The organism is Pseudomonas sp. CC11G (assembly GCF_056174845.1).
This window is the reverse complement of sequence record NZ_JBWBZC010000001.1, coordinates 446,987-464,958: the sequence shown is the minus strand read 5'-3', so window position 1 is coordinate 464,958 and position 17,972 is coordinate 446,987. Positions and strand designations below refer to the sequence as shown.

The following is a 17,972-nucleotide window of genomic DNA, read 5'->3' as shown; positions in this document are numbered from 1 at the left end:
CCTTTCTTGGATTTATGGGGCGAACAGAGGCGCAGTCTGCTGACAGAGCGGGGTGGGGGAAATTGAATGTTAGCCCGCGATCCATAACCGTATGGTTATGGATACGGTGCGCATGGAGACCGCCCAGGCGATTTCGCGGAGTGCCACCACGACCTAAACCGTCAGGCTTTTACGGTGATGATGATGCCCGCAATGATCACCGCTACACCCAGGAAGTACTGAGGCTGAAACTTTTCGCCGAACATCACATAGCTGCCCACTGGCACCAGCACGAATGCCAGCGCCATCAGCGGGTACACCTTGCCCAGTTCGATTTTCTGCAGCACCCACACCCAGGCAATTGTGGTGACGCCGTAGAGCGCAAAAGCCGCGAACAACGTGGTGAGAGTGTCCAGGTGAAACAGACTGCCAGTGCGTTGCAGGCTCATCGCACTGAGTTTGAACAACAGTTGGCCAGCGGCGATGCCTAGCACGCAGATGATGGCAACGAAGTAGCTCATTTCAGTCTCTTCTTGGCCGTCGCAGTACGTTTACGTTGCAGGTGAAAGGCGCGCTGGGGCACCGACTGAATGTCGTGACCGACAAAGGCCAGGATCAGCTGGACGCCGAGAATGATCGGCAGTGCCGAAAGCATCACCGTACCGGCCGGTGTGGCCACCCCCGACTCGATGGAGTTTGCCCAGTGCGACAAGCCGAACACGCTCCCCAGCGTTACGAGCAGCAACCCCAAAGGCAGCTCTAGCGACGCCAACGACATATCGCGCAGGTAGTAGCTGTAGAAAATCCGTTTGCCCAGGTTGCGCAGGTGCTTGCCGAGAAATTCGAAGAAGATGGTCGATATTTTCAGGCCGCTGATTTCCTCGGCGTACTTGGCGTCCATCGGGATATCAATGACCACGGCGCGTAGAGTGTTGAGGCGAAACAGCATGTCGGTTTCAAAAAAGTAGCGGCGACTGATCTTGTCGAACGGCAAATGGCGGGCCACTTCACGGTGGATGGCGGTGTAGCCGTTGGTGGGGTCGAAGATATTCCAATAGCCGGATGACAGCTTGCTAAGAAACGACAGGGCGGCATTGCCGAACAGGCGCTTCTTGGGCATTTGCTGCAAGCCTTCCAGATCGAAGAAGCGGTTGCCCTTGGTGTAATCGGCTTCGCCATTAATGATTGGCGCAACAAAGTCTGGAAGAAAACCGGGGTCCATCTGCCCATCGCCGTCGATCTTGACCAGGATGTCCATACCGTCGGCAATCGCTACCTGGTAGCCATGCATCACCGCTCCGCCAACGCCTTGATTGACCGCGTTACGCAGCACCATGACGCGCGGGTCGGTGCAGTACGCGTCCACATGGTTACCAGACCCCTGCGGACAGCAGTCATCGACCACATAGATTTTACTGACCTCACTACCGATGGCCGCGATCACTTCCAGCACATGGGCTTTTACGTTGTAGCTGGGGATTACCACTGCAATCTTCGCTTCCGGGGTGGTCATCTGCCTGCGCCTTTTCCCGCCATTGAACAGTTCGTCCTTGTCACGCGAATCGCGTCGCTCCACCGAAGGGTTGAACCTTGAGCGGTGTGCATTCTAGACCTTGTACCCAGCCACAACACCAGAGCGGGTCACATTGCGCCACAGATACTCGTTGCAACGCCTCGCGCACCCGCCGTCATACCGATAGGGCCGGGGCGCCTAGCGATCCCGGGAAGCTACCTTCGCGATAGGCCTGCCCAACTTCGCGCAGCACATCGACGCTCCAATGCGCCGCCAACGATAGTGGTACGGCCGCGTTGCTGCATATCCCGACCGAGCCCCCCGGCTCCTTGACGCCCAGTTGCAACTCGGCCAGATAGCCGTTGGCCAGGTCCAACTGCACCGCGTCATAGGGCGCAACCCATACCGCGTCGCTGCTTTGCACGTAACGGCGGCTGAGGGTAATTGATAGGGTCTCCAGGCGCTGGCGCGACTGGGTGATACCGCACTGGATAAACAGGCTGTCGGCATATTTGCGGATGGTAGTACCGGCCAGTGGCAGCACCACGGGATAGTCCTGCAGCAGGTCCTGCGGATGGGCGACGCCAAGCAGCGGATGCTCGGCGCGCACCACCAAGGTCATGGATTCGCTGTACAGATGTTCGAAGGTCAGGCCCTGGATCTGCGGACTGTCGGTCATGCGCCCGACCACCAGGTCCAACTCACCGACATGCAACTTGGATAACAGAAAGGCGCTGGGCCCCGTCACTACACTGGCCACCAGAGCCGGATGCTGCGCATGCAGCCGGCGCACAACCTCGGGAATCAACAGACTTTCCACGGTCGACAACACCCCGAGCCGCACCGTCCCCGACTCATGCTCGCCACTGCGCAGACTGTTCACCCCATCACGCAGCGCCTGCACGCTTGGGCCGGCGTAACGCATAAAGGCCAGCCCCGCCTCGGTCAACGCCACGCCCGCTTTGCTGCGCTCGAACAGGCTGGTGCCGAGCAGTTCTTCCAGCTCTTTGAGGGTCTTGGAAATCGCCGGTTGACTAACCGCTAAGCGGTCCGCCGCTCGCGCCAAGGTGCCCTGGCGAGCGACTTCCAGAAAGCACACCAGATGACGGAATTTGATGCGGGTGTCGATGTTCATCGCGGAACAGACCTAGAGGCAGTGGCGGTTAGTCTGCAAGGAAATCGCGCGTGGCGACAACGGCCCCGCAAGAAAACTGCTGCGTTCGCTCGCTACGTTCTCACACGTGCTACTACGCCGTTCTTTTCCAGTCGCTGCACCAGCCAGGCGGACGCTTCTTTGAGTGCCAACACGCTCAACAGAATCAGGCATACCTTGAACGGGATGCCATAGCGCGGAAACGGCGCGAGTACCATATGCACCAAAGTGGCGTAAACGACGATCAGGGCGAGCAAGAGCAGGAAGAGCGACGCGTCGGCTTTCCTGAATACCTGAGCCAGTAGCACAAACACCGCCGTCACCAAACCCAGGGCAACCCAGTACGGGTGAATCTCGTAATTGAAGACATGGGTGATATGGAAGTCGAGCAGGAAAAAGTACGGCGACTTCACCATCGGATAAATAAAGATATCGCTAGGACCCGCGATGTTGTCCCACTGCCAAAGCACTTGAGGCTTGTCCAACAAGTACCACTGCAGATACTCAGCAGGCGACTGCGAGGCCCGATCGAAAATGATCGAAAGTGCTTTATCCAGACTTTGGTACATCTCTGGCTGGCGTGGGTCAGAGGCGTAAGGAAAGCCAAACGTGGCGGGATCATGGTTGAACATAAAGCCCGGAAAGCTGCCGTGGTAGAACCCGCTGATCATCAGCGTAGGGTCTGAGCTTTCACCAACCGCCAAAACATTGCGCACCTTCCACAGCAACACCGGAATCACCGCGGCGAGGGTGAACGCCAACACGGGTTTCCAATAGCGGCGAAAGAACAGCAAGCAGCTCAGCAGCATAAACAGCGGAAAATACTCCATGACCGGCCGCGTTAGCGCCGAGAATGCAACTACCACACCACAGGCTGCCCAACCCCAGACCTGAACCTTGCCTCCCTTCGAGCTGGCCCAGGCAATGGCTATAGCTATGGCCAGCAGACTGGTGAACAAAGACTCGGTCAGATAGTAGGTGTTGATCGAAACGAAATGCGGAAAAGTCCACAACAGCAGCGCCGCCGGCACGGCCCAGCCCACGCCAAGAAGCTCGATAAATACCCAAGTGAGCAGCAAAAAGGCCAACACTTGCAAAACGCTCTGCGCCTTCAGGGTGTTGGCCAGGATGGTTTCCACATCATCGGCGACGAAAAATTTTGCAAAGTAGGGAAAACCCGGACTGACAAACGCATCCGGCTTCGGCTTTTCAGCGCTGCCGGGTGCCACGAGGTCCTTGGAGAACACATTCCAGTTCGCCAGATTTACCGCGTAACTAAAGTACTTTAGGGCATCCGCCCTGATCGGGCTGTCTACCTGGGTATCCGTGTAGGCGACCATGCGCAAATGCGCGCCGAACAGCACCGTCAACGCCAGGATGAACCAGGCAACCCACTTCATTCCTTCCTTGGCGCCCACGGCGCTTTGTTCTACTGCTTGCATCCGGCGTTCCCTGTTCAAAGCGAGGTCCTAACGCCCCCTTCGATGAGGCGCTTTAACGGCGGCCATAGTATTCGCTAACAGACGTTTTAAAACAGTGCACTTACTAACAATTGCGCAGACAGCCAACACAGTATTTCCCCACCCCTTTCGGGCAGGCCACCGCCGCTGCGGTTTGCCCCCCCTGCCCAGCTCTGCTAGCCTCGCGACCGTTTAGCCCAGCCTGCCGAGACCCCAGCCATGGCCCGCAAAAAAGCCGCCGTCGATTTCGAACAATCCCTTGCCGAGTTGCAGACCCTGGTCGAGCGCTTGGAAAACGGCGAGCTGTCGCTGGAGGATTCCCTGACCGCGTTCGAGCAAGGCATTCGCCTGACCCGCGACTGCCAGGGCGCCCTGGCCCAGGCTGAACAGAAGGTGCAGATTCTGCTGGAGCGCGACGGCGAGCTGGAGGAAGCCCCCTTCGACGCGGACGAACAAGCATGATCGCGGCGTATCAGAAAGCCTGTCAGACCCGCGTTGATGCAAAGCTCGACGAGCTGTTCCAGGCGCCCCGCGCCGAACTCTCCCTTATTTATCAGGCCATGCGCTACAGCGTGATCAATGGCGGCAAGCGCGTGCGCCCGCTGTTGGTATACGCCGCCTGTGAAGCGTTGGGCGGCAGTCTGGAACGTGCCGATGCGGCGGCGTGCGCGGTGGAGCTGATCCACGCCTATTCCCTGGTGCACGACGATTTGCCGGCCATGGACGACGACGACCTGCGTCGCGGCCAGCCCACTACCCATAAAGCGTTCGACGAAGCCAGTGCCATTCTGGCCGGCGATGGCCTGCAAAGCCTGGCCTTCGAAGTACTTGCCGATGCGCAGCGCAATCCGCTGTCTGCCGAGGTGCGGCTGGATATGATCAGCCACCTGGCCAAAGCGGCCGGCCCGGCGGGGATGGTCGGCGGTCAGGCCATCGACCTCGGTTCGGTCGGCCAGTGGCTGGACCAGGGCGCGTTGGAAATCATGCACCGGCACAAGACCGGCGCGCTGATCGAAGCCAGCGTGCGTCTTGGCGCCCTTGCCAGCGGTGAAGCCGACAGCCTCTCGCTGCGCGCGCTGCAGGAATACGCGCAAGCCGTGGGCCTGGCCTTCCAGGTGCAGGACGATATTCTCGACGTGGAAAGTGATACGGCCACGCTGGGTAAAACCCAGGGTAAAGACGAGGCCAATCACAAGCCTACCTACCCGGCGCTGCTGGGGCTGGATGCGGCCAAGAGTTATGCCTTGGAGCTGCGTGATCTGGCGTTGCATGCCCTGCGGCCGTTTGGCGAAGCGGCAGAGCCGTTGCGCGATCTGGCGCGGTTTATTGTTGAGCGCCGCAGCTAAAAGCCCCTCTCCCGCCCTTCGGGCACCCTCTCCCGCAAGCGGGCGAGGGGATTGTCGCCAAACCGCGTTCCAGCTTTGCTCCCCTCGCCCGTTTACGGGAGAGGGCCCGGGGGAGAGGGCCGCGGTTTACGCCCATCATCACCCCCGCCTCTGCCCTGCCATTCGCCCCAGCCAGCAAGGTTCCGCTGGCTGCTTCCTGCCGCCTAAGCTCTACTCCCTGATCGCCCCGCACCATCAACAAAAGAAACCAGGGAGCACCAATGCCCATCCGCAATCTGCTGATCGCCAACCGTGGCGAAATCGCCATTCGTATCGCCCGCGCTGCCGCCGAACTGGATATCCGCAGCGTGGCGGTATTTGCCGAAGACGAAGCGGCCGCCTTGCATACCCGCAAGGCCGATGTGGCGGTGGGTCTCAAGGGCCGGGGCGTAAGTGCTTATCTGGATATGGACCAGTTGATTGCCATCGCCCAGGCCCAAGGCTGCGATGCAGTGCACCCCGGTTATGGCTTTCTCGCCGAAAACGCCGAGTTTGCGCGACGCTGCAAAAACGCCGGGCTGATCTTCGTCGGCCCCAGCGCCGATGTACTACAGCAGTTCGGCGACAAAACCCAAGCCCGTACACTGGCCATGCGCTGCGGCGTGCCGCTGGCTGCCGGCACTAACCAACCCACCAGCCTGGCCCGCGCCCAATCTTTTATGGCCGAACTGAACGGCGGCGCCATGATGATCAAGGCCCTGGCCGGCGGCGGTGGGCGCGGCATGCGCGCGGTGTTTGCCGCCGAGGACGTGGCGAGGCCTATGCCCGCTGTCAGTCCGAAGCGATGGCGGCGTTTGGCAATGGCGATCTGTATGTGGAGCGGCTGATCCGCAATGCCCGGCATATCGAAGTGCAGGTGCTGGGCGATGGCGAGCAGGTGGTGCACCTGTGGGAACGCGATTGCACCCTGCAACGGCGCAACCAGAAACTGGTGGAAATCGCCCCCAGCCCCAACCTCGATCCCGCCGTGCGCGAGGGCATGTTCGCTGCCGCATTAAAGCTCGCCAGCGCGGTGGGGTATCGCACCCTCGGCACTTTCGAGTTTCTGCTGGATGTGGATAACGGCGACTTCGTGTTTATGGAAGCCAACCCGCGTTTGCAGGTGGAACACACCGTCACCGAAGCGGTGACCGGTATCGACCTGGTGCAGGCGCAATTGCGTGTGGCGGGCGGTGCCAGCCTCGCTGAACTGGGTTTACAGCAAGCGCAGATTCCCGCCCCGCGTGGCTTTGCCGTGCAACTGCGGGTCAATCTGGAAAGCATGAACGCCGACGGCAGCGTGCAGCCGGCCGCCGGTTTGCTCAGTGCCTATGAGCCGCCGAGCGGCGCCGGCATTCGGGTGGATGGCTGCGGTTACAGCGGCTATGCCACCAGCAGCAGCTACGACTCGCTGCTAGCCAAGCTGATCGTGCAGGCCAACGACGACTTCCCCGGAGTGCTGCGTCGTGCCTACCGCGCCCTGTGCGAATTCCGCTTGGAGGGCGTGGCGAGCAATATCCACTTTCTGCAGAACCTGCTGCGTCAACCTCAGGTTCAAAGCAATCAGGTCACCACGCGGTTTGTCGAAGAGCAGATCAGCCAATTGCTCGCTCCGCAGGAAGAGGCGCACCGCCATCTGTTTTTCCCTCAGGCGGCCGGCGCCGCGCAACAGCAACAGCACGCCGATACGCCGGTCGGCTGCATCGCGTTGGAAGCGCCGAGCGCTGGCGTGGTGGTGAGCCTCGATGTGCAGGTGGGCGACGCCGTAGCCGTCGGCCAAAGCATTGCCGTGCTGGAAGCGATGAAGATGGAGTTTGTGGTCAAGGCGGCGCAGAGCGGCATTGTCCACAGCCTGGCCGTCAGCCCCGGCGATAACCTGTTCGCCGCCCAGCCGCTGTTGTTTATTCAACCGGCAGACGTGGCGCAGCAGCACCAGCACACCGAAGAAAGCATCGATCTGGACCATATCCGCGCCGACCTTGCCGAGGTGCTGGAACGCAACGCCCTGACCCGCGACGAACGCCGCCCGCAGGCCGTGGCCAAACGGCGTAAAACCGGCCAGCGCACCACCCGCGAGAACCTCGACGACCTGCTCGATGCCGACAGTTTTATCGAATACGGCGCCCTGGCCCTGGCTGCGCGGCGTCGGCGCAATTCGGTGGAAGACCTGATCGTGCAAAGCCCGGCCGATGGCTTGGTCAGCGGCATCGGCACCGTCAACGCCGCGCAGTTTGGCGCCGAGCGCGCGCGCTGCATGGCGATTTCCTACGACTACACGGTATTCGCCGGCACCCAGGGGGCGATGAACCACAAGAAAACCGACCGCATGCTGCAACTGGCCGAACAATGGCGTCTGCCCCTGGTGCTGTTTGCCGAAGGCGGCGGTGGGCGGCCGGGTGACAGCGATTTTGTCGGCGTGGCCGGTCTGGACTGCCACACGTTTATCGGCATGGCCAAGCTCTCGGGTCTGGTGCCGTTGGTGGGCGTGGTGTCGGGTCGCTGCTTTGCCGGCAACGCAGCATTGCTCGGCTGCTGCGATGTGATTATTGCCACGGCGAACGCCAGCATCGGCATGGCCGGGCCGGCGATGATCGAAGGCGGCGGGCTGGGTACCTTTACCCCGGAGCAAGTGGGGCCGGTGAGTGTGCAAGGTCCTAACGGTGTGATCGACGTGGAAGTGGCCGACGAGGCCGAAGCCGTCAACGCCGCCAAGCAATACCTCTCCTACTTCCAGGGCCCGCTCGCCGACTGGCAATGCGCTGATCAACGCGAGCTGCGCCAACTGATTCCGGAAAACCGCCTGCGGGTGTACGACATCCGTCAGGTGATCGCCACCCTGGCCGACCAGGACTCGGTGCTGGAACTGCGCCGCAGTTTTGCGCCGGGCCTGATTACCGCGTTTATCCGCATCGAAGGCCAGCCGTTCGGGCTGATCGCCAACAACCCCGCACACCTGGGCGGGGCCATTGATGCGGTGGCCGGCGACAAGGCCGCACGCTTTATGCAGCTGTGCGATGCCTTCGACATTCCGCTGGTCTCGCTCTGCGACACCCCAGGCTTTATGGTCGGCCCGGATGCCGAAAAACAGGCGACCGTGCGCCATGTATCGCGCATGTTCGTCACCGCTGCCAGCCTGAGCGTGCCGTTCTTCACGGTGGTGCTGCGCAAAGGCTACGGCCTCGGCGCCCAAGCCATGGCGGCCGGTAGTTTCCATTCGCCGCTATTCACCATCGCCTGGCCCAGTGCCGAGTTTGGCGCCATGGGGCTGGAAGGCGCAGTGCGCCTGGGCTTCTCGAAAGAACTGGCAGCCCTGGAAGACCCGACCGAGCGGCAAGCGCTGTTCGACAAACTGGTGGCCAAGGCCTACCAGAGCGGCAAAGGCATCAACATGGCCAGCTTTCTGGAGATCGACGCCGTGATCGACCCGGTGGAAACCCGCAGCTGGCTGGTCCGTGGCTTTAACGCCGCACCGCGCGCGCCAAAGCGTGACGGCAAGAAACGCTCCTTCGTGGATACCTGGTGACCCTTATGACTGCCTTCCAACAGCAACTCCTCGACGTCAACGGCATCACCCTGAGCATTTACTGCGCCGGCCCCGAGAGCGGCCGCCCGGTGTGGCTGCTGCATGGTTTTCCGGAATGCTGGTACTCGTGGCGCAGCCAGATGACGGCGCTGGCCGAGGCCGGCTACCGCGTGTATGCGCCGGAAATGCGCGGCTATGGCGATAGCAGCGCACCGGAGGAAGTCGAGGCGTACCAGATACTGACCCTATGCGCGGATATTCAAGGCGCCATGGATGCGCTGGGGCATACCGATGTCTGCATGATCGGCCACGACTGGGGCGCGCCGGTGGCCTGGCACCTGGGGTTGCTGGAGCCTGCGCGGGTGAGCGTGTTGGGCGCGATGTCCGTGCCCTTTGGCGGGCGACCCAAGCGCCCGGCCATCGACATCATGCGCGAGGCCAATGCGGGGCGGTTCAACTACATCGTGTATTTCCAGGAACCGGGAGTTGCCGAGGCGGAGTTGAATGCCGACATCGAGCGCAGCATGCGGCTGTTGATTGGCGGCAACGCCGACATATTCCTTCATCCAAAACCGGCGGATGCCCAGTTTCTCGAAGGGCTGGAGGTGCCGGCGACGTTTCCGGACTGGTGCAACGAACAGGACTTTGCCGTGTACCTGAGCACGCTGAACAAGCATGGGTTTCATGGCCCGCTGAATTGGTACCGCAATTTCCGGCAGAACTGGGAGACCACCGAGTTTCTCGCCGGGCGGCAGGTGCTGCAGCCGACGTTGTTCTTGCTCGGTGAGGAGGACCCGGTGGGCAAGCTGGAGGCGTATACGGTCAAGAAGATGGCGGAGTTGGTGCCGCAGCTGGAGTCGCATGTGCTGAGCGATTGTGGGCACTGGATTCAGAATGAGCAGGCCGGGCGGGTTAACGAGCTTTTGCTGGAGTTCCTGGCGCGGCACTACCCCACGTAGGAGCGACCTTGGTCGCGAACCCTGGAAAAGGTATTCGCGGCCGTCGTTTGCAGGGTTCGCCAGCACGCTGGCGCGCACAGAAACCCGCACAAACCCTCCGGACATCGGTATTTGCCAGGGTGCGTCACGCGCACCCTACGAAAAGCCCTACTTCATCAGGTAAACTGCGCCATCTTTTATACCTATAACGATTGCCTGATGCCCACGACGTTTCACGAGTTCCCCCGCGAACGCCCCGCTACGCCGCTGCTCGACCGTGCAGAGACGCCTGTTGGTCTGCGTCGTCTGGGCGAGGCCGAGCTGGAAATCCTCGCTGACGAGCTGCGACAGGAGTTGCTCTACACCGTTGGCAAGACCGGCGGGCACTTCGGTGCCGGCCTGGGTGTCATCGAGCTGACCATCGCGCTGCATTACGTCTTCGACACGCCCGATGACCGTCTGGTGTGGGATGTGGGCCATCAGGCTTACCCGCACAAGATCCTCACCGGCCGCCGCGAGCTGATGCACACGTTGCGCCAGAAAGACGGCATCGCCGCCTTCCCGCGCCGCAGCGAAAGTGAGTACGACACCTTTGGCGTCGGCCACTCCAGCACCTCCATTAGCGCCGCGCTGGGCATGGCGATTGCCGCTCAGTTGCAGGGCAGCAAGCGCAAATCGGTTGCCGTGATCGGTGACGGCGCGCTGACCGCCGGCATGGCCTTCGAGGCGTTGAACCACGCCTCCGACGTCAAGGCCAATATGCTCGTGGTGCTGAACGACAACGACATGTCGATTTCGAAAAACGTCGGCGGCCTGTCCAATCACCTGGCCAAGATTCTCTCCAGCCGCACCTACGCCAATATGCGCGAGGGCAGCAAAAAAGTGCTGTCGCGCCTGCCGGGCGCCTGGGAAATTGCACGCAAGACTGAAGAACACGCCAAAGGCATGCTGGTCTCCGGCACCTTGTTCGAGGAGCTGGGCTGGAACTATATCGGCCCCATCGACGGCCACGACCTTCCGACACTGATCACCACCCTGCGCAATATGCGCGAGCTGGAAGGCCCGCAGTTTCTGCACGTGATCACCAAGAAAGGCAAAGGCTTCGCCCCGGCCGAGCTGGACCCTATTGGTTACCACGCCATCACCAAGCTGGAGCCGGTGAACGCCCCGGCGGTGCCGAAGAAGCCCAGCGGGCCGAAGTATTCGGCGGTATTTGGCCAGTGGCTGTGCGACATGGCCGACGCCGATAAACGCCTGATGGGCATAACGCCGGCGATGAAAGAAGGCTCCGATCTGGTGGCCTTCAGCGAACGCTTCCCGCAGCGTTATTTCGACGTGGCGATTGCCGAGCAACACGCGGTCACCCTCGCCGCCGGTATGGCCTGCGAAGGCGCCAAGCCGGTGGTGGCGATCTACTCCACCTTCCTGCAACGCGGTTACGACCAACTGATTCACGACGTGGCCGTGCAGCACCTCGACGTGCTGTTCGCCATCGACCGCGCCGGCCTGGTGGGTGAAGACGGCCCGACCCACGCCGGCAGTTTCGATTTGTCGTACCTGCGCTGCATTCCCGGCATCGTGGTGATGACGCCGAGCGACGAAAACGAACTGCGCCGCATGCTGACCACCGGCTACCTGTTCAATGGCCCGGCGGCCGTGCGCTACCCGCGCGGTTCCGGCCCGAACGCGGAAATCGACGAGGCGTTGGTGCCGCTCGAAATCGGTAAAGGCGTGGTGCGCCGCAAAGGCAAAGGCGTGGCCATGCTGGTGTTCGGCGTGCAATTGACCGACGCCCTGCTGGTGGCCGAGAAGCTGGATGCCACGGTGGTGGACATGCGCTTCGTCAAACCGTTGGACGAAGCCTTGGTGCGCCAGATGGCGGCCGAGCATGAGCTGCTGGTGACCATCGAGGAAAACGCGATCATGGGCGGCGCCGGCGCTGCCGTCAGCGAGTTCCTGGCCCGCGAGAACCTGCTCAAGCCAGTGCTGCATCTGGGCTTGCCGGATGTGTACGTCGAACACGCCAAACCGGCAACCATGCTCGCCGAGTGCGGGCTGGATGCGGCGGGTATCGAAGCGGCGATCAACACGCGACTGGCCTTGTTAGCGCCAGTCGATCTGGCGCCGAAGGTCAGCGCCTAAGCAGTAGCTTTAAACAAAAAGGCCGGTCATTTGACCGGCCTTTTTGTTTCCGCTGGGTTAAATCACCCGCGAAAACCGCTGACTGTTCTGCTCACTCAAGTAGTGGTCGAACAGCATGCACACCGAGCGCACCAACAAGCGCCCAGCCGGCAGCACCTCAATGCCTTTGTCGCTCAGGCTGATCAGCCCGTCGCGGGCGAACTGCTGCAACTGTGGCCAGACCTCAGAGAAATAGCCGCGAAACTCGATATTGAACGCGCTCTCGATCAAGCTGAAATCCAGCTTGAAGGCACAGATGATGTGCTGAATCACGGCCCGGCGAATGCGGTCGTCCTCGTTGCACAACAACCCGCGCTCCACGGCTGAACGGCCTTCGTCGATGGCGGCGATATAGCGCGGCAGGTCGCTGCTGTTCTGGCAGTACAAATCACCCAACTGACTGATCGCCGAAACCCCGAGCCCCACCAGGTCGCAGTGGCCATGGGTGGTGTAACCCTGGAAGTTGCGCCCGCATCTTCCTGGGCCACCGCCAGTTCATCGTCGGGCAGTGCGAAGTGGTCCATGCCGATATACACGTAACCGGCGTCGGTCAGTTGTTCGATGCTGCGCTGGAGCATTTCCAGCTTGGCCGCCGGGCTTGGCAGGTCGTCGGCACTGATGCGGCGCTGCGGCATAAAGCGCTCCGGCAGATGGGCGTAGTTGAACAGCGAAAGGCGATCGGGCTGCAGCTCGATGACTTTTTCTACGGTGGCGGCAAAGCGGTCGGGCGTCTGCTTGGGCAGGCCGTAGATGAGGTCGATGTTTACCGAGCGAAATTGCAGGGTCCAGGCGGCTTCGACGATGGCGCGGGTTTGCTCGAAGCTTTGCAGGCGATTGACCGCTTGTTGCACCTGCGGGTCGAGGTCTTGAACGCCAAGGCTGACCCGGTTGAAACCCAGTTCACGCAGCAGGCCCATGGTCGCCCAGTCGGCTTCGCGTGGGTCGATCTCGATGCCGTAGTCGCCGCTGTCGCCTTCCAGCAGGGTGAAGTTTTCCCGCAGGTGGCGCATCAGTTCGCGCAGTTCGGTGTGGCCGAGAAACGTCGGCGTGCCGCCGCCGAAATGCAGTTGCTCGACCACTTGGCGGCGGTCGAGCTGGCTGGCGATGCGGCTGATTTCTTCATGCAGGCGTTGCAGGTAGGGCACCGCGCGGCCGCGGTCTTTGGTGATGACCTTGTTGCAGCCGCAGTAGTAGCAAATGTTCGCGCAGAACGGCACATGCACATACACCGACAGCGGCCGCAGCGCTTTGCGGCTTTCGGCCAGGGCGTGTACCAGCGCGTTGCCGGCGACGTGGTCGCTGAACTGCAAGGCGGTGGGGTAAGAGGTGTAGCGCGGACCGGGGCGGTCGTAGCGGCGAATGAGGTCGGCATCCCAGTGAATGGCTTCGAGCATGGCGGCGGTCCGTGAGGAGCAGGGGCGGCCAGAATAGGGAGCTGCGACAAAGCGGATCTTGACTTGACGCAACTCGACGGAAATTCCCTACACCGTTCCTCGCCTGCTGCCTCTGCCCTTGACCCACCTCCCCGCCCCCGTTAGGGTGCGCGGCGTTTATCCAAACAGGTGCGCCCGGCTTGCAAGAGCCCGGCGTTAAACGGGAAGCCGGTGCGCTCACACGAGCCATGCCGGCGCTGCCCCCGCAACGGTAATCGACCGCAGCCTGGCTGCATGCCCGATCGACACACCACTGGGTTTACCTGGGAAGGTGATCGCGGCAGGAAAGTTCGTCTTTCAGTTGAGAGCCCGGAGACCGGCCTGTGCGGAATCGACTGGTGTTGCGGAGGGCAGCACCATCAAGCACAGGCGTGCTTTCAAGCGCCGTGCTTGCCTATGCCCTCCTCAAAATTTTTCTTTTGAGGATTCACCCCATGAAGCACTTGCACCTCGCCCTGCCGGCCCTGCTCCTGCCGCTACTGGCCCACGCGCAAAGCAGCGACGACTCGCTAAAACTGCCCGAGCTGGTCATCACTTCCGGTCGTATTGCCGAACCAATTAACCAAGCCACAGCGGCTGCCACGGTATTTACCCGCGCCGATATCGAGCGCCTGCAACCCAGTTCCATCACCGACCTGCTCACCCGCGTGCCGGGCGTACAGCTGGTGCAGAACGGCGGGCGCGGCAGCAACACCTCGCTGTTTATCCGTGGCAGCAGCAACACGCAGAGCCTGATTCTGGTGGACGGCCAGCGCATCGGCTCGGCTTCCGATGGCGGCGCCAGCTTGCAGTATTTGAGCCTCGACCAGATCGAGCGCATTGAAGTGGTACGCGGCTCGCGCTCGGCCTTGTATGGCAGCGATGCCATTGGCGGCGTGGTGCAGATTTTCACCCGACGCGGCGACAGCGGTCTGCACCCGAGCCTGGCGGTCAGCGCCGGCAGCAACCAGAGCTTCAAACGCAGCCTGGGTTTGAGTGGTGGCGATGAACAGACGCGCTTCAGCCTCAATGGCAGCCTGGACGAAACGGCTGGCGTCGACCGCACCGGCCCGTCCTACGACTCAGACCAAGACCACGATGCCTACCGCAACAAAGCGCTGAGCTTCAATCTCAGCCATCAGTTCAGCGAGCAAGTGGAAGCCGGCATGAGCGTGCTGGACCAGCGCGGCCGCAACGAGTACGACAACCCGTTCGGCCGCTTCGACATGAGCACGTACCTGAGTTATCCACAGCAGCCGTACACCGACTTCACCCTGAGCAGCGCCAGCACGTTTATCGATGCGCAGCTCAACGACGTGTGGAACAGCCGCCTGGAAGTCGGCCATAGCGAAAGCCGGCAAAAGAATGAAGACAAGCTCAGCGACGAAGTGGGCGTATTCAACACCTACCGCGACGCCGCCAACTGGCTCAACACCCTGCAACTGACCGAGCAGAACAGCCTGCTGCTGGGCGTCGACTGGTACGAAGACGAGCTGCACAGCAGCACCGAATACGACCAGCAAACCCGCTGGAACCAGGCGGCTTTTGTGCAGCATCGTTTCCAAGGCGACTGGTTCTCCACCGAACTGGGCCTGCGCCACGACAAGAACGAGCAGTTTGGCAGCGAGAACACCTGGAACGGCGCCCTCACAGTGCCTGTGGGCGACGCGTTGTCGGTGATTGCCTCCTATAGCGAAGGCTTCCGCGCTCCGGCGTTCAACGAGCTGTACTGGCCGGACGACGGCCAGGGCTATATCGGCAACCCCGACCTGTCACCGGAGCACTCGAAGAACTACGAGCTGCAAGTACGCGGCGAGCACCTGGACACCCGCTGGAGCCTGGCCGCGTACCGTAACGAGGTGCGCGACCTGATCAGCACCACGCTCTACGACCCGGCGACCTACACCTACCGCACGGTGAACCTGAACAAGGCACGCCTGCAGGGGATCGAGCTGAGTCTGGAACGTGAGGTATTCGGTTGGCAGGCCTCGGCTGGCGCCAACTGGCTGGACGCCCGCGACCGCGAAACCGGCCACGCCCTACCGCGCCGCGCCAAACGCACCTTGAACCTGAATATCGACCGCACCTTCGGCAAGCTGGGTTTGGGTGCCAACTGGCAGGCGGTGAGTAGCAGCTACAACGATGTCGGCAATACCCAGGAATTGGCCGGATATGGCCTGCTGGGCGTGCGTAGCAGCTGGCAGGCGAGCAGCGAGCTGAAGCTGGAATTCAAGGTGGATAACCTGCTGGACAAAGACTACAGCCGCGCGCTGTACAGCCATGATGGCGAGAACTATGGGTATCGCGAGGAAGGGCGGGCGGCGACGATTGGGTTTGTCTGGACGCCGGCGATTTAATCCATTCCCTCGTCATTCCCGCGTAGGCGGGAATCCAGACTTGGGCAAGCGGCCCCGTACTCCTGCTGCATTCTGGGTCCCCGCCTGCGCGGGGACGACGGTGGTGGTTTTGTTTGAGGGGTTAACGCATCGGCGCCAGCGCGGCACACAACCGCTCGGTCGCATCCAGCATCTGCAAACTGGGCCGCTCAATGCCTTTATCCGGCACCACCAGCAATTGCTGACGGTGCACGGCCTTGAGTTGCGGCCAACGGGCCCAGCTATCCAGTTGCGCCTGATCGCCACCCACGATCACATGCGGGTTGCGCTGCAGCACCGCTTCAATGCTCACCTGCGGCGCCGGCAGGCTCAGGTCGGCAAACACGTTCTTCGCCCCGCACACGCTCAGCGCATCGCTGATGATCTGCCCACCGCCCACGGTGTACAGGGGCGAATTCCAGATCTGGTAGAACACCGGCAGCGGTTTGCGGCGCTGAAACCGTTGCTTGAGCGATGCCAAGTGTTCGCGAAATTCGTCGGCGCGCTCACGTCCCTGCTGCGCCCGCCCTACTCGCGCACCGATGGCGGAAAATTGCTCGGCCAACTGGTCCAGGCTTTGGGGCTGTGCTTCATAGAGTGGAATGCCAAAACCGATCAGTTGCTGGCGTTGCGCCGCGCTGATGCTGTCGGGCCAGAGCAATAGAAGGTCGGGCTTGAGCGCCAGCAGGCTTTCCATTTCCAGCTGCTCGTAGCGCCCCACCGAAGGCAGATTCGCCAAGGCCGGCGGCCGCTCGCCGCCGTCGAGCACACCGACCAATAAATCGGCGGCGCCTAACTCCAACATGATTTCACTGAGCGACGGTGCCAGCGTCACCACGCGCAATTGCGCCGCCGCAGGCCACGCCAGCAGGCATACCAGGCAGGCGAGGAGGAGGCGCATCAGCCGAGTTGGCGGGGAATGCGGTAGAGCATCAGTATCACGGTGCTGGCCAGCGCGAGCAGGTGCAGCGGAACCGCTTCCAGGCCAGTGAACACGGCAATGGCGGCAATCCATGCCGGCAGGCTGGCAGCCAGAAAGCCCTGGCGCCGCCGCGCTGCCAGGACCAGCCAAGCGTTGGGTTCTTCCGGAGTGTCGAGGGCTTTCTCGGTGGCGATCAGGCTCTGCTTGAAGAGGGTGAACAGGGGCAGCGTGACAAACATCGACGCCATGCCGCCGATAAACAGCGGCATAGCCAGCACCGACACCGTCTTGCTGCCACCAAACAGCAGGTTGAGCACAAATACCGGCGCCAGGGTGAGCGCCAGTTGCCGCCACCATAACAAGCCAAGCCGCTTGCGCACTTCAGCCCGGGTCACAGACTTTCCTCAGCCTCGCCCTGGTGCTGGTTGCCCAGCAAGTGGCCAAGTTTTCCGGACTTGGTAGCCAGGTAGTACTTGTTGTGCGGGTTGTGTTCGATTTGCAGCGGCATGCGCTCGGCCACCGGAATGCCCATGTCAGCCAGCGCTTTGAGTTTGCGCGGGTTGTTGGTCATCAGCTTCAGCGAGGTGATGCCCAGGTGATTGAGCATCGGCAGGCAGATCGCGTAATCACGCTGGTCGGCCGCAAAGCCCAGGCGCTCGTTGGCTTCGACGGTATCGGCGCCGCCGTCTTGCAGCTCGTAGGCGCGGATTTTATTCATCAGGCCAATGCCCCGGCCTTCCTGACGCAGGTACAGCAGCACGCCACGGCCTTCTTTGGCGATGGCGGCGAGCGCTGCTTCCAGTTGGAAACCGCAGTCGCAGCGCAAGCTGAACAGGGCATCACCGGTGAGGCATTCGGAATGCAGGCGACCCAGCACTGGCGCGCCATCGGCAACATTACCGAGGGTCAGGGCCACGTGTTCACGGCCGGTGGCTTCTTCAAGAAAGCCATGCATGGTGAAAACGGCAAAAGGTGTGGGCAGTTGGGAGGCGGCGACGAAGACGACAGACACCGGATGCTCCTAATAAAAAGGCGGATTAATCGCACGGGGGCGGCATTGTAACAGCAGGTTTGACGGCTCGGTCAGCCTGAATTGCTGGCCATAAAGATCAAAGCGGTCGATGCATGCGCTTAAAAATTATAAGGCCTCGT

12 protein-coding genes, 2 pseudogenes and 1 riboswitch are annotated in these 17,972 nt (G+C 61.7%); of the genes and pseudogenes, 6 read left to right on the top strand and 8 right to left on the bottom strand.

The annotated features are described in order from the left end of the window. Window positions 1–161: 161 nt before the first annotated feature. The 4 genes from AC0V2S_RS02235 to AC0V2S_RS02220 form a co-directional block, all read right to left on the bottom strand. Complete coding sequence (locus AC0V2S_RS02235) at window positions 162–500, bottom strand: DMT family transporter (RefSeq protein WP_475508315.1); 339 nt, start codon at window positions 498–500, stop codon at window positions 162–164. Beyond that, complete coding sequence (locus tag AC0V2S_RS02230; protein ID WP_475508314.1) at window positions 497–1,492, bottom strand: glycosyltransferase family 2 protein; 996 nt, start codon at window positions 1,490–1,492, stop codon at window positions 497–499. Before AC0V2S_RS02230 ends, AC0V2S_RS02235 begins: the two co-directional genes overlap by 4 nt. A 175-nt stretch (window positions 1,493–1,667) precedes the next feature. Next, entirely contained in the window at window positions 1,668–2,627 is a 960-nt protein-coding gene (gene pcaQ / locus AC0V2S_RS02225) for a pca operon transcription factor PcaQ (RefSeq protein WP_475508313.1), read from the bottom strand. Between the two features lie 92 nt (window positions 2,628–2,719). Next, complete coding sequence (locus AC0V2S_RS02220) at window positions 2,720–4,087, bottom strand: hypothetical protein (RefSeq protein WP_475508312.1); 1,368 nt, start codon at window positions 4,085–4,087, stop codon at window positions 2,720–2,722. A gap of 237 nt (window positions 4,088–4,324) precedes the next feature. On the opposite strand from AC0V2S_RS02220, the gene AC0V2S_RS02215 reads away from it, so the two are divergent. The 5 genes and pseudogenes from AC0V2S_RS02215 to dxs all read left to right on the top strand — a co-directional run bounded on the left by AC0V2S_RS02215 (window position 4,325) and on the right by dxs (window position 12,072). Continuing rightward, entirely contained in the window at window positions 4,325–4,567 is a 243-nt protein-coding gene (locus AC0V2S_RS02215) for an exodeoxyribonuclease VII small subunit (RefSeq protein WP_271196630.1), read from the top strand. Continuing rightward, window positions 4,564–5,451 (top strand): (2E,6E)-farnesyl diphosphate synthase, encoded by an 888-nt coding sequence (ispA, locus tag AC0V2S_RS02210; RefSeq protein WP_475508311.1) that lies wholly within the window; start codon window positions 4,564–4,566, stop codon window positions 5,449–5,451. The genes AC0V2S_RS02215 and ispA overlap by 4 nt, the downstream gene beginning before the upstream one ends. A 260-nt stretch (window positions 5,452–5,711) precedes the next feature. After that, window positions 5,712–8,992 (top strand): annotated as a pseudogene (locus AC0V2S_RS02205) (carboxyl transferase domain-containing protein). Window positions 8,993–8,997: 5 nt separating this feature from the next. Continuing rightward, a complete protein-coding gene (locus AC0V2S_RS02200; RefSeq protein ID WP_475508310.1) occupies window positions 8,998–9,951 on the top strand; it encodes an alpha/beta fold hydrolase in 954 nt (317 codons plus the stop codon). A 198-nt stretch (window positions 9,952–10,149) separates the two neighbouring features. Beyond that, window positions 10,150–12,072, top strand: a complete 1,923-nt coding sequence (dxs, locus tag AC0V2S_RS02195; protein WP_475508309.1) for a 1-deoxy-D-xylulose-5-phosphate synthase — start codon at window positions 10,150–10,152, stop codon at window positions 12,070–12,072. 57 nt (window positions 12,073–12,129) lie between these two features. On the opposite strand, the pseudogene hemN reads toward dxs, so the two are convergent. Then, window positions 12,130–13,505: pseudogene (hemN, locus tag AC0V2S_RS02190) on the bottom strand (oxygen-independent coproporphyrinogen III oxidase). A 149-nt stretch (window positions 13,506–13,654) separates the two neighbouring features. Next, a riboswitch (cobalamin riboswitch) is annotated at window positions 13,655–13,883 on the top strand. A gap of 95 nt (window positions 13,884–13,978) precedes the next feature. Between hemN and AC0V2S_RS02185 the strand changes: the two are divergent. Next, window positions 13,979–15,880 carry a TonB-dependent receptor domain-containing protein gene (locus AC0V2S_RS02185; protein ID WP_475508308.1) on the top strand — a complete coding sequence of 634 codons (1,902 nt, stop codon included), beginning with the start codon at window positions 13,979–13,981 and terminating at the stop codon, window positions 15,878–15,880. A 121-nt stretch (window positions 15,881–16,001) separates the two neighbouring features. Here AC0V2S_RS02185 and AC0V2S_RS02180 read toward each other — a convergent pair whose 3' ends face one another. The 3 genes from AC0V2S_RS02180 to ribA are packed head-to-tail and all read right to left on the bottom strand — an operon-like array spanning window position 16,002 to window position 17,832. After that, a complete protein-coding gene (locus tag AC0V2S_RS02180; protein ID WP_475508307.1) occupies window positions 16,002–16,799 on the bottom strand; it encodes a cobalamin-binding protein in 798 nt (265 codons plus the stop codon). After that, window positions 16,799–17,215: an MFS transporter gene (locus tag AC0V2S_RS02175; protein WP_475508306.1), complete on the bottom strand. Its 417-nt coding sequence runs from the start codon at window positions 17,213–17,215 to the stop codon at window positions 16,799–16,801. The genes AC0V2S_RS02180 and AC0V2S_RS02175 overlap by 1 nt, the downstream gene beginning before the upstream one ends. Next, window positions 17,212–17,832: a GTP cyclohydrolase II gene (gene ribA / locus AC0V2S_RS02170; protein ID WP_475508305.1), complete on the bottom strand. Its 621-nt coding sequence runs from the start codon at window positions 17,830–17,832 to the stop codon at window positions 17,212–17,214. Before ribA ends, AC0V2S_RS02175 begins: the two co-directional genes overlap by 4 nt. Window positions 17,833–17,972: the final 140 nt, after the last annotated feature.

Bases quoted from the DNA above. Each gene is read 5' to 3' on its own strand.
- AC0V2S_RS02235 (WP_475508315.1), bottom strand. From the start codon at position 500: ATGAGCTACTTCGTTGCCATCATCTGCGTGCTAGGCATCGCCGCTGGC.
- AC0V2S_RS02230 (WP_475508314.1), bottom strand. From the start codon at position 1,492: ATGACCACCCCGGAAGCGAAGATTGCAGTGGTAATCCCCAGCTACAAC.
- pcaQ (WP_475508313.1), bottom strand. From the start codon at position 2,627: ATGAACATCGACACCCGCATCAAATTCCGTCATCTGGTGTGCTTTCTG.
- AC0V2S_RS02220 (WP_475508312.1), bottom strand. From the start codon at position 4,087: ATGCAAGCAGTAGAACAAAGCGCCGTGGGCGCCAAGGAAGGAATGAAG.
- AC0V2S_RS02215 (WP_271196630.1), top strand. From the start codon at position 4,325: ATGGCCCGCAAAAAAGCCGCCGTCGATTTCGAACAATCCCTTGCCGAG.
- ispA (WP_475508311.1), top strand. From the start codon at position 4,564: ATGATCGCGGCGTATCAGAAAGCCTGTCAGACCCGCGTTGATGCAAAG.
- AC0V2S_RS02200 (WP_475508310.1), top strand. From the start codon at position 8,998: ATGACTGCCTTCCAACAGCAACTCCTCGACGTCAACGGCATCACCCTG.
- dxs (WP_475508309.1), top strand. From the start codon at position 10,150: ATGCCCACGACGTTTCACGAGTTCCCCCGCGAACGCCCCGCTACGCCG.
- AC0V2S_RS02185 (WP_475508308.1), top strand. From the start codon at position 13,979: ATGAAGCACTTGCACCTCGCCCTGCCGGCCCTGCTCCTGCCGCTACTG.
- AC0V2S_RS02180 (WP_475508307.1), bottom strand. From the start codon at position 16,799: ATGCGCCTCCTCCTCGCCTGCCTGGTATGCCTGCTGGCGTGGCCTGCG.